We start from the raw sequence: 17770 nt of genomic DNA, 5'->3' as shown, positions 1-17770 counted from the left end.
TTAGGGTATGAAATTCATATGGTTATCTATTTTTCTGACAGTAGCGTGCACCAAGCCTAGCGACCGGGAGGTTGAGACAGAATTATCTTCAGATTTGATTTTGGTCGCCGTTGATAGCATAGAAATTCCCTTTATTGGCAAACCAGTCGTTAACGACATACATCCCAGAGCACGTCGTATCCTCTTTATGGATCAAAGGGATTTGGGGGAAGAAATTTATGTAGTAGATTTTGAGGGTAATACATTGCATTCCTATTCCAAGTTTGGAGATGTGCCAGACAGATATGGGGTACTGATGGCACCGTTGACCTTCGTGGACAACCATCATTTCTTAGCGTATGGGTTCGTAGGTTTTAATACCTATTAATTATCAGGAAAGCTCGTGAGTTCAACAAAAGAAAACAATATGGAGCCCCACGTTTTTGCCCAACGGGTTTTTGGTAAAAGTTTTGCCAAACATGGCGACCGCTTGTTGTATTTCGACCAAGGGTCACGGACTAGAGAAAACGAGGGGCCTGCAAGCTACGCAGCAATGCACTTACTTAAGTGGCTTGATCCATCAACTGGAAAAAAGGAGGCTTTTGCCAACTTCCCAAATGGGAGCTTGTTTAAAAACGGCAATTACTTTCCCTTTGGATCATGGTTGCCTGCTTTCTGTATTTCAGACGGATTCATTTATGTTGCCTTCGGGATTGAACCTGTGATTTATTTATATGATGTTGATCCACCGCATGAGCTGATTTCTCAGTTTAAACCCTCGCTAAAGGACTATCATTACTTCCAAGGTGGTGAAAATGCCAAGGTAGGAACCGATATTGGATTTTTTTTATTGGGCGGAAAAATTGAAAGTATCGTCCGTTTTAAAGAATTTCTCCTAATAGCGTATTTCCCGGGGTATAGTCCTGCGGATTTAAGCGCATTTCAGGAGAATATGGGTGTTGAGGAGCGCATTGCATTGAGGGAGCGCATGGACGAAAAATATAAGCGACGTGTATGGATAGGTGACCTGGAGGGTAACACTTTGGGTGATTTTGTCCCCGAGGTTTTTCAAGCCAATAATATAGGTGTTCGTGAGGGGGAATTGTTTGCCATTGGGGTGGAAAATCCAGATATTGAGGAAGATTTATTCCGTATATACCGGCTGGATATTGCAGAATCAACAAGTCGGGATATTGAATAGTAAGATTCGGGTCCTAGAGCAGTACGATATAATCCCTCCTGAATTTTTGAATATTGTGTTGCTTTTCCTAGTTTCGGATCAAACTCACGACTAGCTCTTACATCGAACCCATGCCAACCACCACCATTCGCCTGATGACTGCCGATGACCTGGATGCCGCCATGGCACTCAAGGATGCCGAGGGGTGGAACCAAACCCGGGAGGATTGGAATTTATTTCTTGGCATGGCACCTGACAGCTGTTTGGTAGCGGTGGAGGATGACAAGGTGGTCGGCACGGTGGTGGGCATAAACTATGCAGACAGGGTCGCATGGATTGGTATGATGCTTGTAAATCGATCCCACAGAGGTCGGGGCATCAGTAAAATGCTGATGAAGGCTGTGATCCAATCGCTGAATAGGGTAGCGTCTATTAAGTTGGATGCGACTCCGGCCGGATTTCCTGTGTATCGTCAACTTGGGTTTGAGGAGGAATATACCTTGTTGCGAATGGTGGCCTACGACCCCCAATCCCCTTCTTTTTCCAACGTGTTGGTAAACAGTGTAGGTGTTCTCACAGAGGAAGAAATGGTCCAGATTTACCCTTTGGATAGGAGGGTTTTTGGAGCAGATCGTGGGCAGGTGGTACAACATGCCTTTCGAAGCATGCCCGGATTGGCTTGTCGGATAAAATCAGAACAGGGAGCCCAAGGGTACCTTTTCGCACGTCAGGGAACCCGCTACTTGCATTTGGGGACAATCGTGGCCCAAACGGATGCCGAGGCGAAGGCATTGCTGGCCTTTGCACTTAATGGATTTACAGGAGGTTGGCTGGTCATCGATGTGCCTAAAGAAAAGCAGGCTTGGGTCTCTTGGCTTGAATCTTGTGGCTTTCAGGTTCAGCGTGAATTGTTTCGCATGTTCCTGAAGGGTAATCCGTATCCAGGGGATCCGACAAGGGTATTTGCCGTATGTGGTCCGGAACTGGGCTGAATGCCAACGATGTTTAGAATTTAACCAGTTGTTTTGAGTAGACGTTACCTGATAGTCCTTTTGCTGGTTCTCTTGTTCGTTTTCAGCGGAAAACGAGCCGATGCACAAATCTTGAATATTGAGCGGCTGCGTATGGAAAAGGACACCGCCAAGTATTTCCAGTTTAAGACCACGTTTGGGTTGAATCATTACAACCGGAGTGCGGGCGTAGATGATCCGGTAAGTCTTTTCGGGTATAACCTGGACGTAAATGCGATCTATTACCCCGCCAAACATGCCTTCGTTTTTGTTTCCAATTTTGACTACCTCAAGATCAATGACGCAGACTTCCTTAATTTTGGGTTTGTCCATGGTCGTGTTAACTTCCTTAGGGAGGAAAAAGTAAACTATGAGGTGTATGGGCAGTACTCATTTGATAATTTCCGGGGCTTGGATCCAAGATTGCTAATCGGCGGGTCTGTCCGGTTGAGTACAATCAAGACGGATCGGCTAACCTTACTTGTAGGGATAGGGGGGTTGAAGGAATGGGAGACTTGGCAGCACCCCTATTTGGAAGAAATTAGACAGATTAGTTTGTTCAAAAGCTCGAATTATTTCTCGTTACGTGCGACCTTAAACGACTTTGTCGATGTGAATCTGGTTAATTATTACCAAGTGGGGTTCGACCGGTCCATTTCTGATTTCCGACAGCGGTTTAATAGCTCCACTATAATCAACACCAAGATCAGTGACCGTTTTTCCCTTACCAATACGTTTGATCTCAGCTATGAAAACAGGCCAATCGTTCCTATTACGAATTTGATCTTTTCCTTCCGCACGGGCTTGTCACTGGATTTCTAACCTACATTAAATCAGGATGCTACAGGCATTCGTTTTTTTTAATCCAATTTGCCATTATTTCATTTGGATTAATTTTATAACTTGCATCAATGGAAAATTTTGTCGTCTCTGCCAGGAAATACAGGCCTTCCGATTTTAAGAGCGTAGTGGGACAGCAGCATATTACCACCACGCTGAAAAATGCCATCAAAAACGACCACCTTGCGCAAGCATTTTTGTTTTGTGGGCCCCGTGGTGTAGGCAAGACCACCTGTGCGCGTATTCTGGCGAAGACGATCAACTGTGAAAACCGTACCGCAGATTTCGAAGCTTGCGACCAATGTGATTCCTGCCTATCGTTCAAGGCAAACAGCTCCTTTAACGTCCACGAGCTTGATGCCGCCTCCAACAACTCTGTGGACGACATCAGAAACCTGGTAGACCAGGTGCGGTATGCACCGCAAAAAGGGAAGTTTAAGGTATACATAATCGATGAGGTGCATATGCTCAGCAATCAGGCTTTCAACGCATTTTTGAAAACCCTGGAAGAGCCGCCAAAGTATGCGATTTTTATTTTGGCCACTACGGAAAAGCACAAGATCATCCCCACCATCCTTTCCCGCTGTCAGATATTTGATTTCAACAGGATACAGATAGCCGATATCACGGAGCATCTTAAGTATATTGCCCAAAAGGAAGCAATTGCCTACGAGGAGGAGGCCCTTCGGCTTATTGCCACGAAGGCAGATGGAGCACTGAGGGACGCACTTTCGATTTTTGACCTAATAGTCACATTTTCGGACGGCAATAAGCTTACCTACCAGGAGACGATCAATAACCTGCATATCCTTGACTATGATTATTATTTCAAGGTGACCGATGCCTTATTGGAAGAGAGTATATCGGCTGCCCTGTTGATCTTTGATGAAATCCTGAAGAAAGGGTTTGATGCGCATAATTTTTTGGTAGGTCTAGCGGAGCATTTTCGGGAGCTCATGGTCTGTAAGGATCCGGCGACGTTACATCTATTACAGGTTTCCGAATCCGCGAAACAGCGCTACAAAGAGCAATCAGAGAAGGCTTCCCTCTCCTTTTTGCTCACTGCCCTGAACATGGCAAACCATGCTGATTTCTCCTACAGGACCAGCAAAAACCAACGGCTTCATGTGGAGCTTTTATTGATGAAGCTGGCCAATCTTCCAAGCGCCATTTCCCTGGCAGCCCTTGCCCAAGATGAGGCAAAAAAAAAAGTTTAGCAGCTGAACCCAAATCCGCTGGGTCTGCGGCGTTGTCCGTGATTGCCGCATCCGGAAGGGAAGGGAATACCCCGGTAAAAAAGACCATTTCCATACCCACTACCCTTCGGGAAGCCGAGAGGCAATCCAAGGATAGACCTATTGTGTCGGTTTCGGCAACTAAGGAGGAGCCCGGTGGCGAACCGGTGGATCATGTTCTGTCCACAGATCCCCTCGAAATCGAACGGGTTTCCGCCGCACTGGAGGAGATTCTTTCCGATTATAAGGCAGCTCATAAAAACATGGAAGTAGCTGTGCTTCGTCAACCTTATGAGTTGCGTGGGATAGCGATTCATTTTCTCTTGGCAGGGGAGTTGCAGCAGGATATTTTTATGCGCTGTAAGCCGGAGCTTACCGGGCTTTTCAGGCGAAAGCTTCATCACGCAAAGGCGGAGATCACCTGCGAGATCAAGGAGGAGGCCCAGGATCAGTCAAAAAATCTGTACACCGCAAGCGAAAGACTTCAGTATCTATTGAAAAAATCACCAGCACTCAACGAACTGAAAAAAAGGTTTGATCTGGAAACCGATTTCTGACCTTCAAATACGCTATCATCAAAAGTCAATACCAATGCCGAAGTTAATCATGTTTTGAAGCTGGATCGCCCGGGAGGAGGTGCCATCTTCCTGTTGGATGAAAACCCGCTCATCATATATAAGTACCGTTTCGATTCGGGTGGTAATGTAGCGGTTGACCCGCATGGAAAGAACAGAGTTGAAGTTCACCACCATGTTTCCGAGACGTTCGTAATTTGAGAATAGGTTAAGGTCTGCCTTCCAACGGATATTTTCCATGACTTGGGTGTCAATAGAGTTTCCCAGTGAAACACCCGCCTCTGCCCGTACATTTTCTCCGGGTATTACCCCAAAAGCTCCAGCCCTGCTTAGCGAATCATCCAGCACGATTGTAAAACGACCTGTGAAGGGGGATATAATGGTCGAGAATCTACCGTTTTTTTTCAGCTCTTTCTGGTAATTGAGACCGGTGGAGGACTGCACATAGCCTGGGCTTAGTAAATCTGAAATGCGGGATCGGCTTTCCCTGTCCTCACCAGGAGGCCTGAAATATCTGTATCCTCGAAGAAGTTGGGTTCTGGCATCTATCTGGGTAGATAGGTACATTTTTTTGGTGATCTCCCTACCATATTTGCTGATAAAGATGAAGTTGTCATTGGTTTTTCGGGTAGGGAAAGCCCGACCGGTCTGCCGGTTGAGCCCATAGTTCACCGTGAGTTTGGTGTCCCAAATCTTATCGCCTTTTTTATAGTTGGCAAACAACAGAAGACCGGTATTCAGGGCAGAGGAACTTGCACCACCAGCCGACCAATTGCTTAGCGATACCTGCTGAATACTTAAATTGAAGTTTCCCCCTTTTTTCCAATAGATTTCCCGTGCGATTGGGGCAAAAATAAGGGAGTCACCCAACATAATGAGTGTATCGCCGCTGATTATAACCGTATCGGCTCTACTCAGCGCTCCCACGTCTTGCGCATTGGCCCGCAGGGCAACGCAGCATAGTAAAAAAAATAATGCTATTGGGAAATACTGCTTCATCACATACTGGGTTATTTCAACACCAAAAAGCGAACTATGCCGATCACTTTCGGATGACAAGCTTTTGTCCAACTTTTAACAGGTTGTCTGCGCCGATTTGATTCCATTGTTTTAGCTGTTCAACGGTTACCTGATGCTTCCGCGAAATGGCATAGAGCGTATCCCCTGGTTCCACCACGTGCTCTATGATAGAAGCCGGCAAAGTAGTGGTGGTGGAAGGGGAGGTGGTTTGGGAAACACGGGGAGCCACTTGGGATGTGACAGTGTTGGACGACGAGGCCTGAGGTCTGTTCCCTGTATCGGCCAATCGAGTCTCTGTGCGCACAGGTGCGGAAGGCCTAGGGGTTGGGGATGCCATTTTGATTTCCTCTCCCCGCTTTCTGTAATCTTGAAGCAACAGAACCATTCCCGGTTTCAGGTCTTTATCCTGGTAGATGCGGTTTTTTGCCTTAAGTGAATGAACCCTTATGCCGTGGATTTGCGAGATTTTCCAAAGTGTTTCCCCCGCTTGAACGACGTGTTCGGTGGCTTCGGCTTTTCCTCTTTTTCGTTTGGTATAATAATATTGACCGGCTTGGATGGGATCGGACTTACTGAGATCATTTAATCTCCTTAGTTTCTTTTCTTTCATATCCACTTGGTTTGCAAGCTGGGTGATGGGACCACTGGCCGAAGCCATGACGGCTTTTATGCCGTTTACGCTTACTTGGCCACGTTGAGTGGCTTTGGAGGTGTTGCCTGTTACCTTCGGGTAGGGAGATACCTGCCCGCTTTGGGCCAGCACCGGGCCCGTCTGTCCTTTTTCGGTTGGTGGGAGGTCTGTCTGAATGGCCGGTCGAACAGGCGCGATGCCTTTTTGAATATAAGTCACGACATAGGTTTTGTCACCAGGGATCGTACCGGTCGGGGCCCATTTGTTATAATCTTTTAAGTGGTTTTCGGATACTCCCAACTGCCTGGCCACCTCGGCCAGTGTGGTTGGGCCTTTGACCGTATATTCGTGTAGGTAATCGCCATTACTTACGAGTTTGCCGGTTTGTCCTTCGAAGGCGATTTTATGGGCGAGGTACTTTTTAAGGTACCAATGGGAATTTCTGTCTATTTCCATGGTTCGCTTCCCCTTATACTGGTCGCCAAAATACCCCCGTGCTCCTCCGAGGCCCATTTGATAAGACACCAAGGCTGTTGCCCAGTTGTTCAGATGCCCTTGGTGCTTTTTCAGGTACAGGGCAGCCCCTCGGGTAGAGGAGACGATATTCTTTCGCTCGTCGACTTGGTTGTCCACACGCAGAAAGACCTCTTCGGCCGTCCCTTTTTTAAATTGCCAGAAACCCACTGCATTGGAGGTGGAAACGGCATCTGAAATCAAGCTACTCTCTTGGATAACCAGGTATTTTAAATCATCCGGAACGCCCTGTTCACGAAGCACCCGCTCTACTATGGGCATGTACAGGTTGACACGGTCCAGCTTGATCTGAAAATATTGGGGATTTCGATAGAGTGCGTTCACATCCGCTTGTATTTCCCTACGTGCCTGCTCATTGAGCTGAAGCGTCATGTCCGCAAAGTAGATCACAGAAGGAACTTCCGGTACCTGCGCAATGGCCGGCAGGGAAGCCAGCCAAATCATTAAAAGTGGAAATATTTTTGCTATTCTCATGCCCTGTATTAGGTTCGTTTTCTGGCCATCATAATGCCGTCACGAATCGGGAGTATGACATTTTCTACCCTGTGATCGTTTTGAACTTTTCGGTTAAACGCCAATATGGCGGCCGTATCTTTATCCAGCTTTTTGCGGTGGCTCTCAAGTACCTTACCGGACCAGAGAATATTGTCGGCAAAAATGATTCCTCCCGGATTAAGGCGGTCTATTACCAAGTCATAATACCGGGAATAGTTGATTTTGTCCGCATCGATGAACACCATATCAAAGTTACCAGTAATTTTTGGAATTAATTTAAGGGCATTGCCTATGCGGTAGTCAATTTTATGTCCAACACCCGAAGACCCGAAGAAGCCCCTCACCATTTCCTCAAGCTCATCGTTGATGTCCAGTGTAATAAGACGACCCATGTCATCCAAGCCTCTGGCCATGCAAACAGCCGCATAGCCGGTAAATGTGCCTATTTCCAGCACCAAGCGAGGCTTAAGCATTTTGGTCTGTAGTTCCAAAAATTTTCCCTGAACGGGGCCGGATATCATGCGGGGTTTGAGCACTTTCAGATGGGTCTGCCGTGCGATATTCTCCAACACCGCATCCTCCTTGTCAGTATGATCGACACAGTAGGTAAACAAAGCATCTTCTATCATGGTCTAATCGGGTTTGGGGAGGTAGGATAACACACTGAATTGATCCTCGTTGTAAACTTCTTGGGCAAGATCTTGAAGATCCTCTGCAGAGGCCGATTTTATGAGGGAAAAAATACGCTCCAACGGCTCAATATAGCCTTTGTCAAGCAACGTTTTGCCGTATACCAACATTAAGCCAGGGTAGTTTTCCTCTGCCATAGCCATTTGGCCGATGGTCTGTTCTTTTGCCATGTGGAGTTGCAATGTGCCGAGTTTTTTTTCGCGTATACGCCTGAGTTCCCGCATGACTATCCTACGGGCTTTGGTCGCGGACGGTTCTTCCGTACCGTAAAATATACCAATGAATCCTGCGTCGGTATAGGCCTGATACACGGATTCAATGCTGTAAACCAGCCCATGTTTTTCCCGCAGGGCCATATTCAATCGCGAGTTCATGCTTGGTCCACCTAAAATATTATTGAGCAAAAACAACTTGTAACGGTTGGGGTCTTTGAGCCCCAAAGTAGGCCTTCCCAAGGCACAGTGGGCCTGTGTTATCTCCTTGTAGGTGGTGGTAACCTTTGGTACATACCCATTGACGGGAAGACGCCTGTATACGCTGCGTTTTGAGGGGATGGCAGACAAGAAGGGAACTACTACTGTCAAAACTTTTTTAAAGCTGATGTTTCCAACTACCGAAAAGACAATTTTTGAGGTATCCATGCGGCTCTGGATAAAGTCGAGGAAGTGTGCTTGCCTAAATGCCCGAACAGATTCTTCCGTCCCTAGGATGTTGTTTCCTAGACTGTGCCCGGGAAACAATATTTCATCAAAATCATCTTGGATGGAGTCGTCAGGGGAATCTTGGTACATGGCCATCTCTTCCAATATCACCTGTCGTTCTTTTTCAATCTGCTTCGGAGGAAAAATGCTGTTGAAGGTAATATCGCATAGCAGCTCGGCGGCTTTGCCAAAGTGCTCTTTTAGTACACTGGAGTAAAAGCACAGCTTTTCCTTGGTTGTATAGGCATTGAGCTCGCCACCCAGGGAATCGAGCCGGTTGATGATATGAAAGGCTTTACGTTTATGGGTACCTTTAAAAGCCATGTGTTCCCAAAAATGCGCCAACCCTACCTGGTCTTTTTCCTCATCCCTACTTCCTATGTCCAAAATAAATCCACAATGCACCATTCGGGTATGGGTGACCTCTTGGTGAACAATGCGGATCCCGTTTGCTAATTCCTTGATCTGATACGACATTCCAATTTGATACACTTCTAAAATACAAAAATAGCAGCAATAATCGGTAATACATGATAGGAATTGTGGGAACGCATGAAAAACCTGTTTTAAGGTAGACCATGGTTTTGCTGCCCATTTGGAGACCATGCCGGAGCAATACAAATAGGTATTTGACCTTGCCTGTCTTTCGGTGGTTGGATGACTTTTATGTGTTTCTGGTAACTTTTTATCGGTAAAGGTGATATCTTGCCGCGGCTTGGGCGGCCTGCTTGTATGTTGCTTCGAACGGGGACTTTACCGCAAGTGGAGGATAATTTCCTTCCTTGCGGGTTATTTCCCAGTGTGTGAGGGCTGCGAAGTGTTTGATTTATTTACACTAAATGTTTTATCAATTACACCAATCTGATTAGTATGCGTTATCAACCGTTGGATAAGGATCTGTACATTCGAAATCGAAAAAAGTTGGTTGGGAAGCTTCCCCAAAATGCACTTGCCATATTTCACGCAAACGACGTACTGCCTACCAATGCAGACGGTACCATGAGGTTTAGACAGAACAATGATCTCTTTTACCTCACAGGTATAGACCAGGAAGAGACGATCTTGGTTCTTTGCCCGAATTGTCCCAAAGAAGAAATGAGGGAAATTCTCTTTATACGTAAAACAGACGAGCACATAGCGGTTTGGGAGGGCCATAAACTGACCAAGGAGGAAGCAAGTGCAAGTTCCGGAGTCTCCCGAATAGAATGGCTGGACGCTTTTGAAGGGATATGGACGATGCTGATGGCACTAAGTGATGAGGTCTTTTTAAACACGAATGAACATCTGAGGGCCACCGTGCACGTGGAAACAAGAGACGCTCGGTTTATCAAGCAATGCCGCGAGCGATATCCCCTGCACACTTACCGGAGGGTAGCCCCATTGATGCACCGACTACGAGCGGTGAAGGAATCCGAAGAAGTCGCGCAGATGCAGCATGCATGTGATATCACGGAGGCGGGGTTTCGTCGGATTTTACAAGTACTCAAACCCGGTGTGAAGGAATACGAGTTAGAGGCTGAATTTTTGCATGAGTTTGTACGTCGAGGAAGTAAAGGCTTTGCCTATGAGCCCATCATTGCCTCTGGAAAGAATGCCTGTGTCCTTCATTACACCGATAATGACCAAGTCTGTCAAGAAGGGGATTTGGTGTTGTTTGACGTGGGTGCGGAGTATGGTAATTACAATGCGGACATGACCCGTACCCTGCCGGTGGGTGGGCGATTTTCCAAAAGGCAACGACAGGTATATGAAGCGGTTTTGAGGGTTCACCGAAAGGCCTGCAATATGCTCTGCCCGGGGATCACTATTCAGGACTATCACCGGGAAATCGGCGCGGTGATGCAGTATGAACTGATGGGGCTGGGCTTGATTTCTGAGGAAGATGTGGCCAAGCAGGATCCGCAATGGCCGGCATACAAGAAATATTTTATGCACGGGACCTCCCACCATTTGGGTCTCGATGTGCACGACGTTGGAACCATTTACGATCCTATCGAGGAAGGGATGGTTTTCACCGTGGAGCCGGGGATCTATATTCCGGAGGAGGGGATCGGGATTCGTTTGGAAAATAATCTTTTGATACAGCAAGGCGGAAACCTGGATCTAATGCAACATATCCCCATCGAAGCAGAGGAAATAGAGGAATTGATGAATCAGGGCAGGGTTTTTTAACCCGCGTCCGGATTGAGGTCAAACCCTATCGGAGGTAATTGATCTGCAGTTGGATCAGCTCCTCTGCTTCCATCCAAGTACTCATTTCCATCAGGTAGCTGCTTGCATAGTTGGCTTGGCCGATTTTTCTGCTATACCTAACCAACTCTATCCAAAGTAGCGGGTCGCGGTTTAATCTGGTGGCAGCGTGAAGCAAGTTGTATGCATCAATGTCGTTTTCGGTTTCCCTCGTTTTGCGCAATACGAGTGGGGTCATATAGGCATTTGCGACGGGATCTGTGGCGATTTTTGGTAGCCACTCTAACGCTTGATTATCAGGGATGGGTAGGTCATCCCTAAAAAAGGCAATAATGGATTCAATATCAGCCGTTTTGTCGGGGTAGGCTGCTTTTAGTACTTTTCCTATGGTCTCGAACTCGTGGGATTCGAGCCAGTGGGATTTCCGGAAAAGTAACTGAACTGCATAATCGGCCTTTCGCTGTGCGCCATTAAGCCGATCTAGGAATTCCCAGGCAGGTTCCTTGGTGTTGGTAAGCAAGCCGGCCAATCCTTCAGCCAAAATCATAAGATCGTTGGGTTCTGTAGAGGTATCTTCGCCCAAACTCATCCAAGCTGGAAAAGTTACGCTGTATTTTTCGGCGAGTCTTTGCGCTTCATCCCCTTTTCCCGCTAGTTTGATTATTGCCAGGACATCTTCGTCTACCTGTGAAAAGCCTTGTTTCTCAGCTTCTAAAAAGGCGTCGGCTGCCCGGTTAAAGTCGTACTGAGAGGCAAAGATTTTGGCCTGCATGGAAAGAAAAAAACCTGCACTGCCCGTATAATTGGTTGCCAGGAATCCAAGGTTGTTCAACGTGGCGTTTAGTTCCCCTTCCTGGTAGTTCCTGATTACTTTGGTTTCCATGAGTTCAGCGACCACAGACGGTGGAAGTTCCCTTTCCAGGATTCGGTCTATTTGGTGAATGTCTTGGACGTAATCTGTATCAGCTGCTTGGCTCCATTGGTTTCTGAGTATGGCAAGATTTACCGAGGAGGGTATCCGGATCGAATCGGTATGGAGGGAAAATGGGGCGGTTTGATGTACCATGTTATAATTGGCCATTCTGTTTACCTGCCCCAGTGGGTTTTTGTCCAATTCCCCGTCAACCCAAGATAGGTCATGCAAGGCATACAACGCTTGTAGGTTGGCATCTCGAATATCTACCTTTTTATCCATCTCCTGCCACAGTGCCAACGCCTCTCTGGGCTTAAGCTGTTTGGCTTTTAGATACGCAAGGTTATTTAACAGATAGGGATTTCTGGGGAAATACTTGAGACCCTCCTCAAGGTAAAACAGGGCATCGCTGTGTTTGGAAGTGCCCTGCAATTTTGACGTCAGCAGGATGATATCCGGTACGTTTGGGCGTTCGTCAAAACTTCTTATCAGGGCTTGAATACCGGGAGTGGGCTGTCGCTCATTGAAATAGAAATGGGCAAGGGTGTTTAGGTTTTTCGGGTTGTTCCGGTATCGGTCAAACGCATGTTCATAAAGAATAGCTGCCTCTCGATTCCTTCCCAATGCCTGGTAGTAGTCGGCAGAAAGATTGATCGAAGTAGAATGAAGCTGAACCAGAAGAACAGCATCAGAAAAGATTGCCAGTACAAGAAAGCTCAGCAAAGCTCCCATACGCATGTGAAAATAAGGGAAAAAGGGCGGCCGATACATGATTTTTTCCACAGGAGTACCTGTGTTCATGATGCCAATGAAGTTGGAAATCAAATACAAAAAAAACAACAACCCAAATCCGATCTGTGAATACAGGAATACATGCGTAAGGAAGTCGCCCATCGGGGCATTGGCGGTAAGTTCTGCCTTAAACCAAACCAAGCTGCTAATGGCAAACCCTATGAGGTAAATGCCCTTGCCAATCAATGCCAGACCATAAGGCTGAGGTATCTGCCTGATTTTGCGACTCGTTTCAAAGTAGCCAAGAATGCCGGTTGCGATAAAAATCAGGTATACGGGAGGCAAAGGGAACGAAGTCCGGATCTCACCTATGGCCTGCAAAAACAGCAATGCAATCAATGAAAGGTAAGCGATCGACAGTAAGGTGAAGTGCCAGGTAATTTTTAGCCCTATCCCTTGGTTTAGCGTCGAAAGCGCCACAAAACAACTGCCTATGACTGCATGCCCGATGTAAAGAATAAATATAGTGGATATAATCAGGGCACTTAGACCGCCCAGTTCGGACAGGAGCAACGTAGGTGCCGGTACCGGAGACAGCTGGATAAGTGTTGCCCAGGTAACGAACGCGATTGCAAGGATAATGCCGCTCCGTAGTTTCAGGGTGCTGTTTGGGAAAAAAGTATGTAGGACAATGGCAGGAAAGATCAGTCCAAGAAGAGAAATGACCAAGCCTGAGTTTTGTCCCAGCTGGCTTATCTCAAGGTCATTTACCCCAGACAGGACTAGTAGAAAAATAGCAACAACCATACCTCCTATAAATGGGTATCGCTGAAACCCACTGACCAATATCACTCCCAGCGAAAACAACAACCAGATAGATAAACCGATGATTTGGCTTTCCAAGGGAAAACTGAGTGGAGGGAGGGATTCAAACAGTTGGAATAGGAGGAAATTCTGTGTTTCCAAATGGAACTGGGCAAATCCCAATGAAATGGTATCAAGGGGTACATTGACCCTGTCGGAAACCACACCGGTAGCCAAGGGAATGGAACCTCGATAGAAAAACAATCCGGAATAGATGAGACCAATCCCCCCTAAAGCGGCCAGAACGATTGGCAATAACACGAAGATTGCTGAAAAAATCCGTTTTTCGGTGCTGGATTTCATTACTCCAATACCTTCGGAACCCTAAAGTAATCTGAGTCCCGGTGGGGGGCATTCATTAATCCTTTTTCATGGTTCAAGTGAGTACCTACCACATCCTCTCTCAAAACATTTTCTTCCGACGACATAGTAGTGATAGGTGATACGTTGCTGGTATCTACTTCGTTTAGCTTTTCTACCCAGTCCAGAATCTGCGTCATATCGGAAGTCATTTTTTCCGCACTTTCTTCATCAAATTCAAGTCGGGCCAAGTGGGCGATCTTTTTTAACGTAGCTACGTCTATTTTCATTTTTCTCTTATTTCAACAAATTACCTGTATTACTGCCTTGTGTCCATCGACACATCTGCCCCCGGATTGTCCCTAAGCAATTGTTCCTGAATAACACCAAAGCAATGCTCCTTCAGACCGTTCACCGTTTTTGTATTGGAACCATGAACAGACACTGGTGGGTGTATGACGACTTTGGCCTTTTTATGTCGAAGTAAAAACCTTCCGTCGTCGGGCAAAATTAAATGATTATAGGATAAGGTGATAGGAATAAGGGGAATTTGTTTGTCCATGGCGATACGAAACGCACCGTCCTTGAACCTTGCCAGACGCGGAGGGTTCTGACTGTTGATGCCGCCTTCTGGGAAAACTACCACACTGGCACCTTGATCAATTGCCTCTTTTGCCTTGGCGATGGAGGCTCCCCTGCTCTTGAGACTGGTTCTGTCTACGGCAATATGAAGATTCCTAAACATATAGCCGAAAAGGGGGATCTTTCCCAAAGAGGCTTTGCCCACAAACACCAAATCAAAGGGTATCAATCCCAATACAGGGATATCCAGGTAAGAGAAGTGGTTGGAAACGATCACGTATTGGCGGTTGGCCTTGAGATATTCCAAGTTTTCAAATCTTACGCGTATGAGAAGAAAACTGAAAAAGATGGTAGACCAAATCCGGTTAAGTTTTCGTCCGTATTTGTTCCAAGAAGGCACTTCAATCGTAAGAACAAAAACTGGCAGCAGCAAGAAGAAAGTGCCAAAAAACACGATTGTGCCGTAAATTGAGTATATTCTCCGTAAAAGGCGCATGAACGATCAAGTACAAGGTTAAAAGTTTAAGATACCCGGCAGCAGTGGACAGGGGAAGCATCTGTTTTACGTAATGGGATCAATCTTTCTCACTCGGAGCGACGTCCCCTCCGCACTGATGATTTTGACCCGATCTCCCCTGTCTATAAACTCCCCACGGGAATATGCGTCATATAGTTCGTCGTCTACTAGGATCTTGCCACTAGGAAGCAGACGGGTATGAGCGACACCCTCTTTGCCCACCAGATCGATGGAATAAATAGAAGAAGTGAAGCCGTCCGCGCGTTGTTGAGTGGTGGCCAAGGAGATCCGACTAAATGCCTTCCAAGAATTTACCTTTGGCATAATGGTGAACAGTAAAATGGTGGCAGTAATCGCCGATAAAAGCACCGTGAGAAGCGCAGTAAACAGTTTTCCTGATGCTACAAAGGTAAAATCAAAGAGATCGTTTGGCAGCATGCCCAAAGTTAGTCCTGTGAGGATCCCCAGAATTCCCAATACCCCAAAAATGCCAAATCCGGGTAGGACAAAAATCTCAATCAAGAGGAAGATGACGCCAAGGATAAACACCGCTATTTCCCAGTTGGCCGCAAGCCCGGTGAGGTAATAGGGTATAAAATAGAGGATGATAGCGATGACGCTTGCCAAAATGGGAAAGCCAATGCCGGGAGTCTGCAATTCAAAGTAGATGCCGGCAAAAATAATTAGGATCAAGAAGCCGCTGACAACCGGGTTTAGAAAAATGGATATGATATCCTCCACAGAGGAAGGCTCGTACTCAACCAGCTCGTGATTCTCCCATCCAATATGCGATAGGAGATCAGCGATTGTGGACACTTGGGCTTCGCAAAAATTGTTGGCAATGGCTTCTGACACCGTAAAGGTCAATACTTCTCCTTCCTTGGTAATTCCTGGTATCTCAATTTTTTCGTCTACCATCGCCTCGGCGATTTTAGGATCCCTGCCCCGCGCTTCGGCCGTGCTCCGCATCATAGACCTCATGTAGGATTGGTACTTATCGGGGGCGGCTTCACCTGTACCGCCAACTACAACGGTAGCAGCACCTATACTTCCACCCGGTGCCATGTAAATACTGTCGCATGCAATGGAAATCAATGCACCCGCTGAAGCGGCGTCTTTGTCAATGAAGGAATAGACTGGAATCTTGGACTCAAGGATCATGGTACGGATATCATCTGCGTCCTTGACGGCACCACCATAGGTGTCCATGTGGATGATAATCAGGTCAGCGTATATTTTCTCTGCCTCCGCCATTGCCAGTTTGACCTTCCGGTTGGTTCTTGGGTCAATGTCACTCTTCAGTTCAAAAACGAACACCTTTTTTTTGTCCGTCTCACGCTCATTTTCGTTACCATAGGCATGTAGGCCCAGTAGGACGAAAAAAATAATGATAATCAGCAAAACGTGTTGTCGATTCATAGTCATGGCTATTTGGGGTTGAATATACATATAAAATCCCTGAATGGCCTAATTGGTCATGGGCTCAGTTGCAATTGAAAAAATAAAGTTGAACTTTGCATTAGGATCAAAATTAGCATACACAAAACCAGCATTAGGGCATGAGAAGGTATCTGTTACTGTCTGTTTTTAGTATTATAACCACCCTGTCTTGGGCGGAAAATTTGATTCCTGTAGATTCCATCGGTGTTGAAAGGATAGGGGGAAAGACGTATATCGTTCACCAAGTGGCACCCCAAGAGACTATTTTTGGGATCTCCCGTCGATATAATACGCCCGTTAGTGACATTGTTCAAAATAACGAAGTGCTCAAGGATGGACTCAAAATCGGACAGCGGATTTTGGTACCATTTGTGGAGAAAGAAGCAATCCCTGAGGGAGCTATATTGTATAATGTCCAACCTGGTGAAACGCTTTTTGGCATTTCCCGAAAGCATGGCGTGAGTGTACAGGATATTCAGGAGTGGAATAAATTACAAGGCGCAGATTTGAGTGTAGGCCAGGCATTGGTGATCAAGGGAGTCAACCAAGAAGTGGCTGATCCGGTGACGCAGCAAATTCAAGAAACGGTGGCCTTGGCAGACCAAAAAGTGGCAGTTGCACAACCGAAAAGAGGTGAAGCCGCCAGGACGGAGTCCAAGCCCAAAAGGGAAGAAGTAGTGGCTGTAGCGGAGGAGAAACCCTCATCTCGCCCGGAAAGGAATGTCTCATCCGCTTCCCCGCCTCCAGCTCCCGCTACATCCAGTGTAGGCGGATGGAAATCCCATACCGTTTCCCAAGGGGAGACCCTCTTTTCTATTGCACAGACCCATCAGGCCAAGGTAGAGGATCTAATCACTTGGAACGCGCTTTCATCAAATAACCTTTCGGTGGGCCAAGTTCTTAAAGTAGGCCGGGAAACAGGTGCCAGTATACCTGTTACCAGGCTTCCAGCCCCGGATGCAGGCACTTCTAGTGCCTCCAATACCGTCTCATCTCCTCCGGCTTCCACTTCATCAGGTGCGGGGTCGACGGCAGAGGCAGAATCCACTGCTTTCAAAAATGTTAAAGAAACAGGGCAGGCTGAGGTAATTGAGGGAACAGGAAATCACAAAAAATACCTGGTTCTCCATAGAAACGCTCCGGTAGGCACCATCATGAGAATACGAAACGAAGACAACGACGTGACAATATTTGCGAGAGTGGTAGGCACCCTGCCCAATACTGGAGATAATTCCAGATTGCTCATAAAAGTATCCAAAGCGGCGTATGATCAGCTAAAGGCGGTGAACCCACGTTTTCCGGTTGAGATTTCCTACTAATACAGCAGAAGCTTTGGTTTTTG

Annotated in this window: 16 protein-coding genes; 8 read left to right on the top strand and 8 right to left on the bottom strand. The window is 46.7% G+C overall.

Annotated features, from left to right (window positions below; translation table 11 throughout):
* Positions 1-7 precede the first annotated feature (7 nt).
* The 6 genes from ADIS_RS15540 to ADIS_RS15515 all read left to right on the top strand — a co-directional run bounded on the left by ADIS_RS15540 (position 8) and on the right by ADIS_RS15515 (position 4801).
* Positions 8-367 (top strand): hypothetical protein, encoded by a 360-nt coding sequence (locus tag ADIS_RS15540; protein WP_035806302.1) that lies wholly within the window; start codon positions 8-10, stop codon positions 365-367.
* Positions 368-469: 102 nt separating this feature from the next.
* Positions 470-1180 carry a hypothetical protein gene (locus ADIS_RS15535; RefSeq protein ID WP_162141576.1) on the top strand — a complete coding sequence of 237 codons (711 nt, stop codon included), beginning with the start codon at positions 470-472 and terminating at the stop codon, positions 1178-1180.
* A 110-nt stretch (positions 1181-1290) separates the two neighbouring features.
* The gene (locus ADIS_RS15530; protein WP_010855570.1) at positions 1291-2151 is read left to right on the top strand and encodes a GNAT family N-acetyltransferase; all 861 of its coding nucleotides are present in this window, start codon (positions 1291-1293) and stop codon (positions 2149-2151) included.
* Positions 2152-2184: 33 nt separating this feature from the next.
* Positions 2185-2991: a DUF481 domain-containing protein gene (locus ADIS_RS15525; RefSeq protein WP_238325447.1), complete on the top strand. Its 807-nt coding sequence runs from the start codon at positions 2185-2187 to the stop codon at positions 2989-2991.
* Positions 2992-3080: 89 nt separating this feature from the next.
* Positions 3081-4226 (top strand): DNA polymerase III subunit gamma/tau, encoded by a 1146-nt coding sequence (locus tag ADIS_RS15520; RefSeq protein WP_010855568.1) that lies wholly within the window; start codon positions 3081-3083, stop codon positions 4224-4226.
* A 32-nt stretch (positions 4227-4258) separates the two neighbouring features.
* A complete protein-coding gene (locus ADIS_RS15515) occupies positions 4259-4801 on the top strand; it encodes a hypothetical protein (protein WP_010855567.1) in 543 nt (180 codons plus the stop codon).
* An 18-nt stretch (positions 4802-4819) separates the two neighbouring features.
* On the opposite strand, the gene ADIS_RS15510 is transcribed toward ADIS_RS15515, so the two are convergent.
* From ADIS_RS15510 to ADIS_RS15495, 4 genes are read right to left on the bottom strand one after another with little or no spacing between them, the layout of a single operon-like run.
* Positions 4820-5818, bottom strand: coding sequence for a DUF3078 domain-containing protein (locus tag ADIS_RS15510; RefSeq protein ID WP_035806390.1), 999 nt, complete (start codon positions 5816-5818; stop codon positions 4820-4822).
* Positions 5819-5861: 43 nt separating this feature from the next.
* The gene (locus ADIS_RS15505; protein WP_010855565.1) at positions 5862-7478 is read right to left on the bottom strand and encodes a LysM peptidoglycan-binding domain-containing protein; all 1617 of its coding nucleotides are present in this window, start codon (positions 7476-7478) and stop codon (positions 5862-5864) included.
* A gap of 8 nt (positions 7479-7486) precedes the next feature.
* A complete protein-coding gene (locus ADIS_RS15500; protein WP_010855564.1) occupies positions 7487-8128 on the bottom strand; it encodes an O-methyltransferase in 642 nt (213 codons plus the stop codon).
* 3 nt (positions 8129-8131) lie between these two features.
* The gene (locus tag ADIS_RS15495) at positions 8132-9367 is read right to left on the bottom strand and encodes a M16 family metallopeptidase (RefSeq protein WP_010855563.1); all 1236 of its coding nucleotides are present in this window, start codon (positions 9365-9367) and stop codon (positions 8132-8134) included.
* Positions 9368-9760: 393 nt separating this feature from the next.
* Here ADIS_RS15495 and ADIS_RS15490 point away from each other — a divergent pair, with 393 nt between their 5' ends.
* Complete coding sequence (locus ADIS_RS15490) at positions 9761-11062, top strand: aminopeptidase P family protein (RefSeq protein ID WP_010855562.1); 1302 nt, start codon at positions 9761-9763, stop codon at positions 11060-11062.
* 25 nt (positions 11063-11087) lie between these two features.
* On the opposite strand, the gene ADIS_RS15485 is transcribed toward ADIS_RS15490, so the two are convergent.
* From ADIS_RS15485 to ADIS_RS15470, 4 genes are all read right to left on the bottom strand, one after another.
* Entirely contained in the window at positions 11088-13892 is a 2805-nt protein-coding gene (locus ADIS_RS15485; RefSeq protein WP_010855561.1) for a tetratricopeptide repeat protein, read from the bottom strand.
* The gene (gene gatC, locus ADIS_RS15480; protein WP_010855560.1) at positions 13892-14179 is read right to left on the bottom strand and encodes an Asp-tRNA(Asn)/Glu-tRNA(Gln) amidotransferase subunit GatC; all 288 of its coding nucleotides are present in this window, start codon (positions 14177-14179) and stop codon (positions 13892-13894) included. Before gatC ends, ADIS_RS15485 begins: the two co-directional genes overlap by 1 nt.
* Before the next feature lie 29 nt (positions 14180-14208).
* On the bottom strand, positions 14209-14967 hold the full coding sequence (locus ADIS_RS15475) for a lysophospholipid acyltransferase family protein (protein WP_035806299.1): 759 nt from the start codon (positions 14965-14967) through the stop codon (positions 14209-14211).
* A 66-nt stretch (positions 14968-15033) separates the two neighbouring features.
* Positions 15034-16407, bottom strand: coding sequence for an NfeD family protein (locus ADIS_RS15470; protein ID WP_035806297.1), 1374 nt, complete (start codon positions 16405-16407; stop codon positions 15034-15036).
* A gap of 140 nt (positions 16408-16547) precedes the next feature.
* Here ADIS_RS15470 and ADIS_RS15465 point away from each other — a divergent pair, with 140 nt between their 5' ends.
* The gene (locus ADIS_RS15465; RefSeq protein WP_010855557.1) at positions 16548-17747 is read left to right on the top strand and encodes a LysM peptidoglycan-binding domain-containing protein; all 1200 of its coding nucleotides are present in this window, start codon (positions 16548-16550) and stop codon (positions 17745-17747) included.
* Positions 17748-17770: the final 23 nt, after the last annotated feature.

Origin of the sequence: Lunatimonas lonarensis (genome assembly GCF_000390185.1) — a bacterium.
Taxonomy (GTDB): Bacteria; Bacteroidota; Bacteroidia; order Cytophagales; family Cyclobacteriaceae; genus Lunatimonas; species Lunatimonas lonarensis.
The sequence above is the reverse complement of the archived record's forward strand: the minus strand, read 5'-3'. Positions and strand labels throughout refer to the sequence as shown.

What these genes read in the sequence shown, in the direction of transcription:
- ADIS_RS15540 (WP_035806302.1), top strand. Translation starts at nt 8, where the DNA reads ATGAAATTCATATGGTTATCTATTTTTCTGACAGTAGCGTGCACCAAG.
- ADIS_RS15530 (WP_010855570.1), top strand. Translation starts at nt 1,291, where the DNA reads ATGCCAACCACCACCATTCGCCTGATGACTGCCGATGACCTGGATGCC.
- ADIS_RS15520 (WP_010855568.1), top strand. Translation starts at nt 3,081, where the DNA reads ATGGAAAATTTTGTCGTCTCTGCCAGGAAATACAGGCCTTCCGATTTT.
- ADIS_RS15510 (WP_035806390.1), bottom strand. Translation starts at nt 5,818, where the DNA reads ATGAAGCAGTATTTCCCAATAGCATTATTTTTTTTACTATGCTGCGTT.
- ADIS_RS15505 (WP_010855565.1), bottom strand. Translation starts at nt 7,478, where the DNA reads ATGAGAATAGCAAAAATATTTCCACTTTTAATGATTTGGCTGGCTTCC.
- ADIS_RS15500 (WP_010855564.1), bottom strand. Translation starts at nt 8,128, where the DNA reads ATGATAGAAGATGCTTTGTTTACCTACTGTGTCGATCATACTGACAAG.
- ADIS_RS15495 (WP_010855563.1), bottom strand. Translation starts at nt 9,367, where the DNA reads ATGTCGTATCAGATCAAGGAATTAGCAAACGGGATCCGCATTGTTCAC.
- ADIS_RS15490 (WP_010855562.1), top strand. Translation starts at nt 9,761, where the DNA reads ATGCGTTATCAACCGTTGGATAAGGATCTGTACATTCGAAATCGAAAA.
- ADIS_RS15485 (WP_010855561.1), bottom strand. Translation starts at nt 13,892, where the DNA reads ATGAAATCCAGCACCGAAAAACGGATTTTTTCAGCAATCTTCGTGTTA.
- gatC (WP_010855560.1), bottom strand. Translation starts at nt 14,179, where the DNA reads ATGAAAATAGACGTAGCTACGTTAAAAAAGATCGCCCACTTGGCCCGA.
- ADIS_RS15475 (WP_035806299.1), bottom strand. Translation starts at nt 14,967, where the DNA reads ATGCGCCTTTTACGGAGAATATACTCAATTTACGGCACAATCGTGTTT.
- ADIS_RS15470 (WP_035806297.1), bottom strand. Translation starts at nt 16,407, where the DNA reads ATGAATCGACAACACGTTTTGCTGATTATCATTATTTTTTTCGTCCTA.
- ADIS_RS15465 (WP_010855557.1), top strand. Translation starts at nt 16,548, where the DNA reads ATGAGAAGGTATCTGTTACTGTCTGTTTTTAGTATTATAACCACCCTG.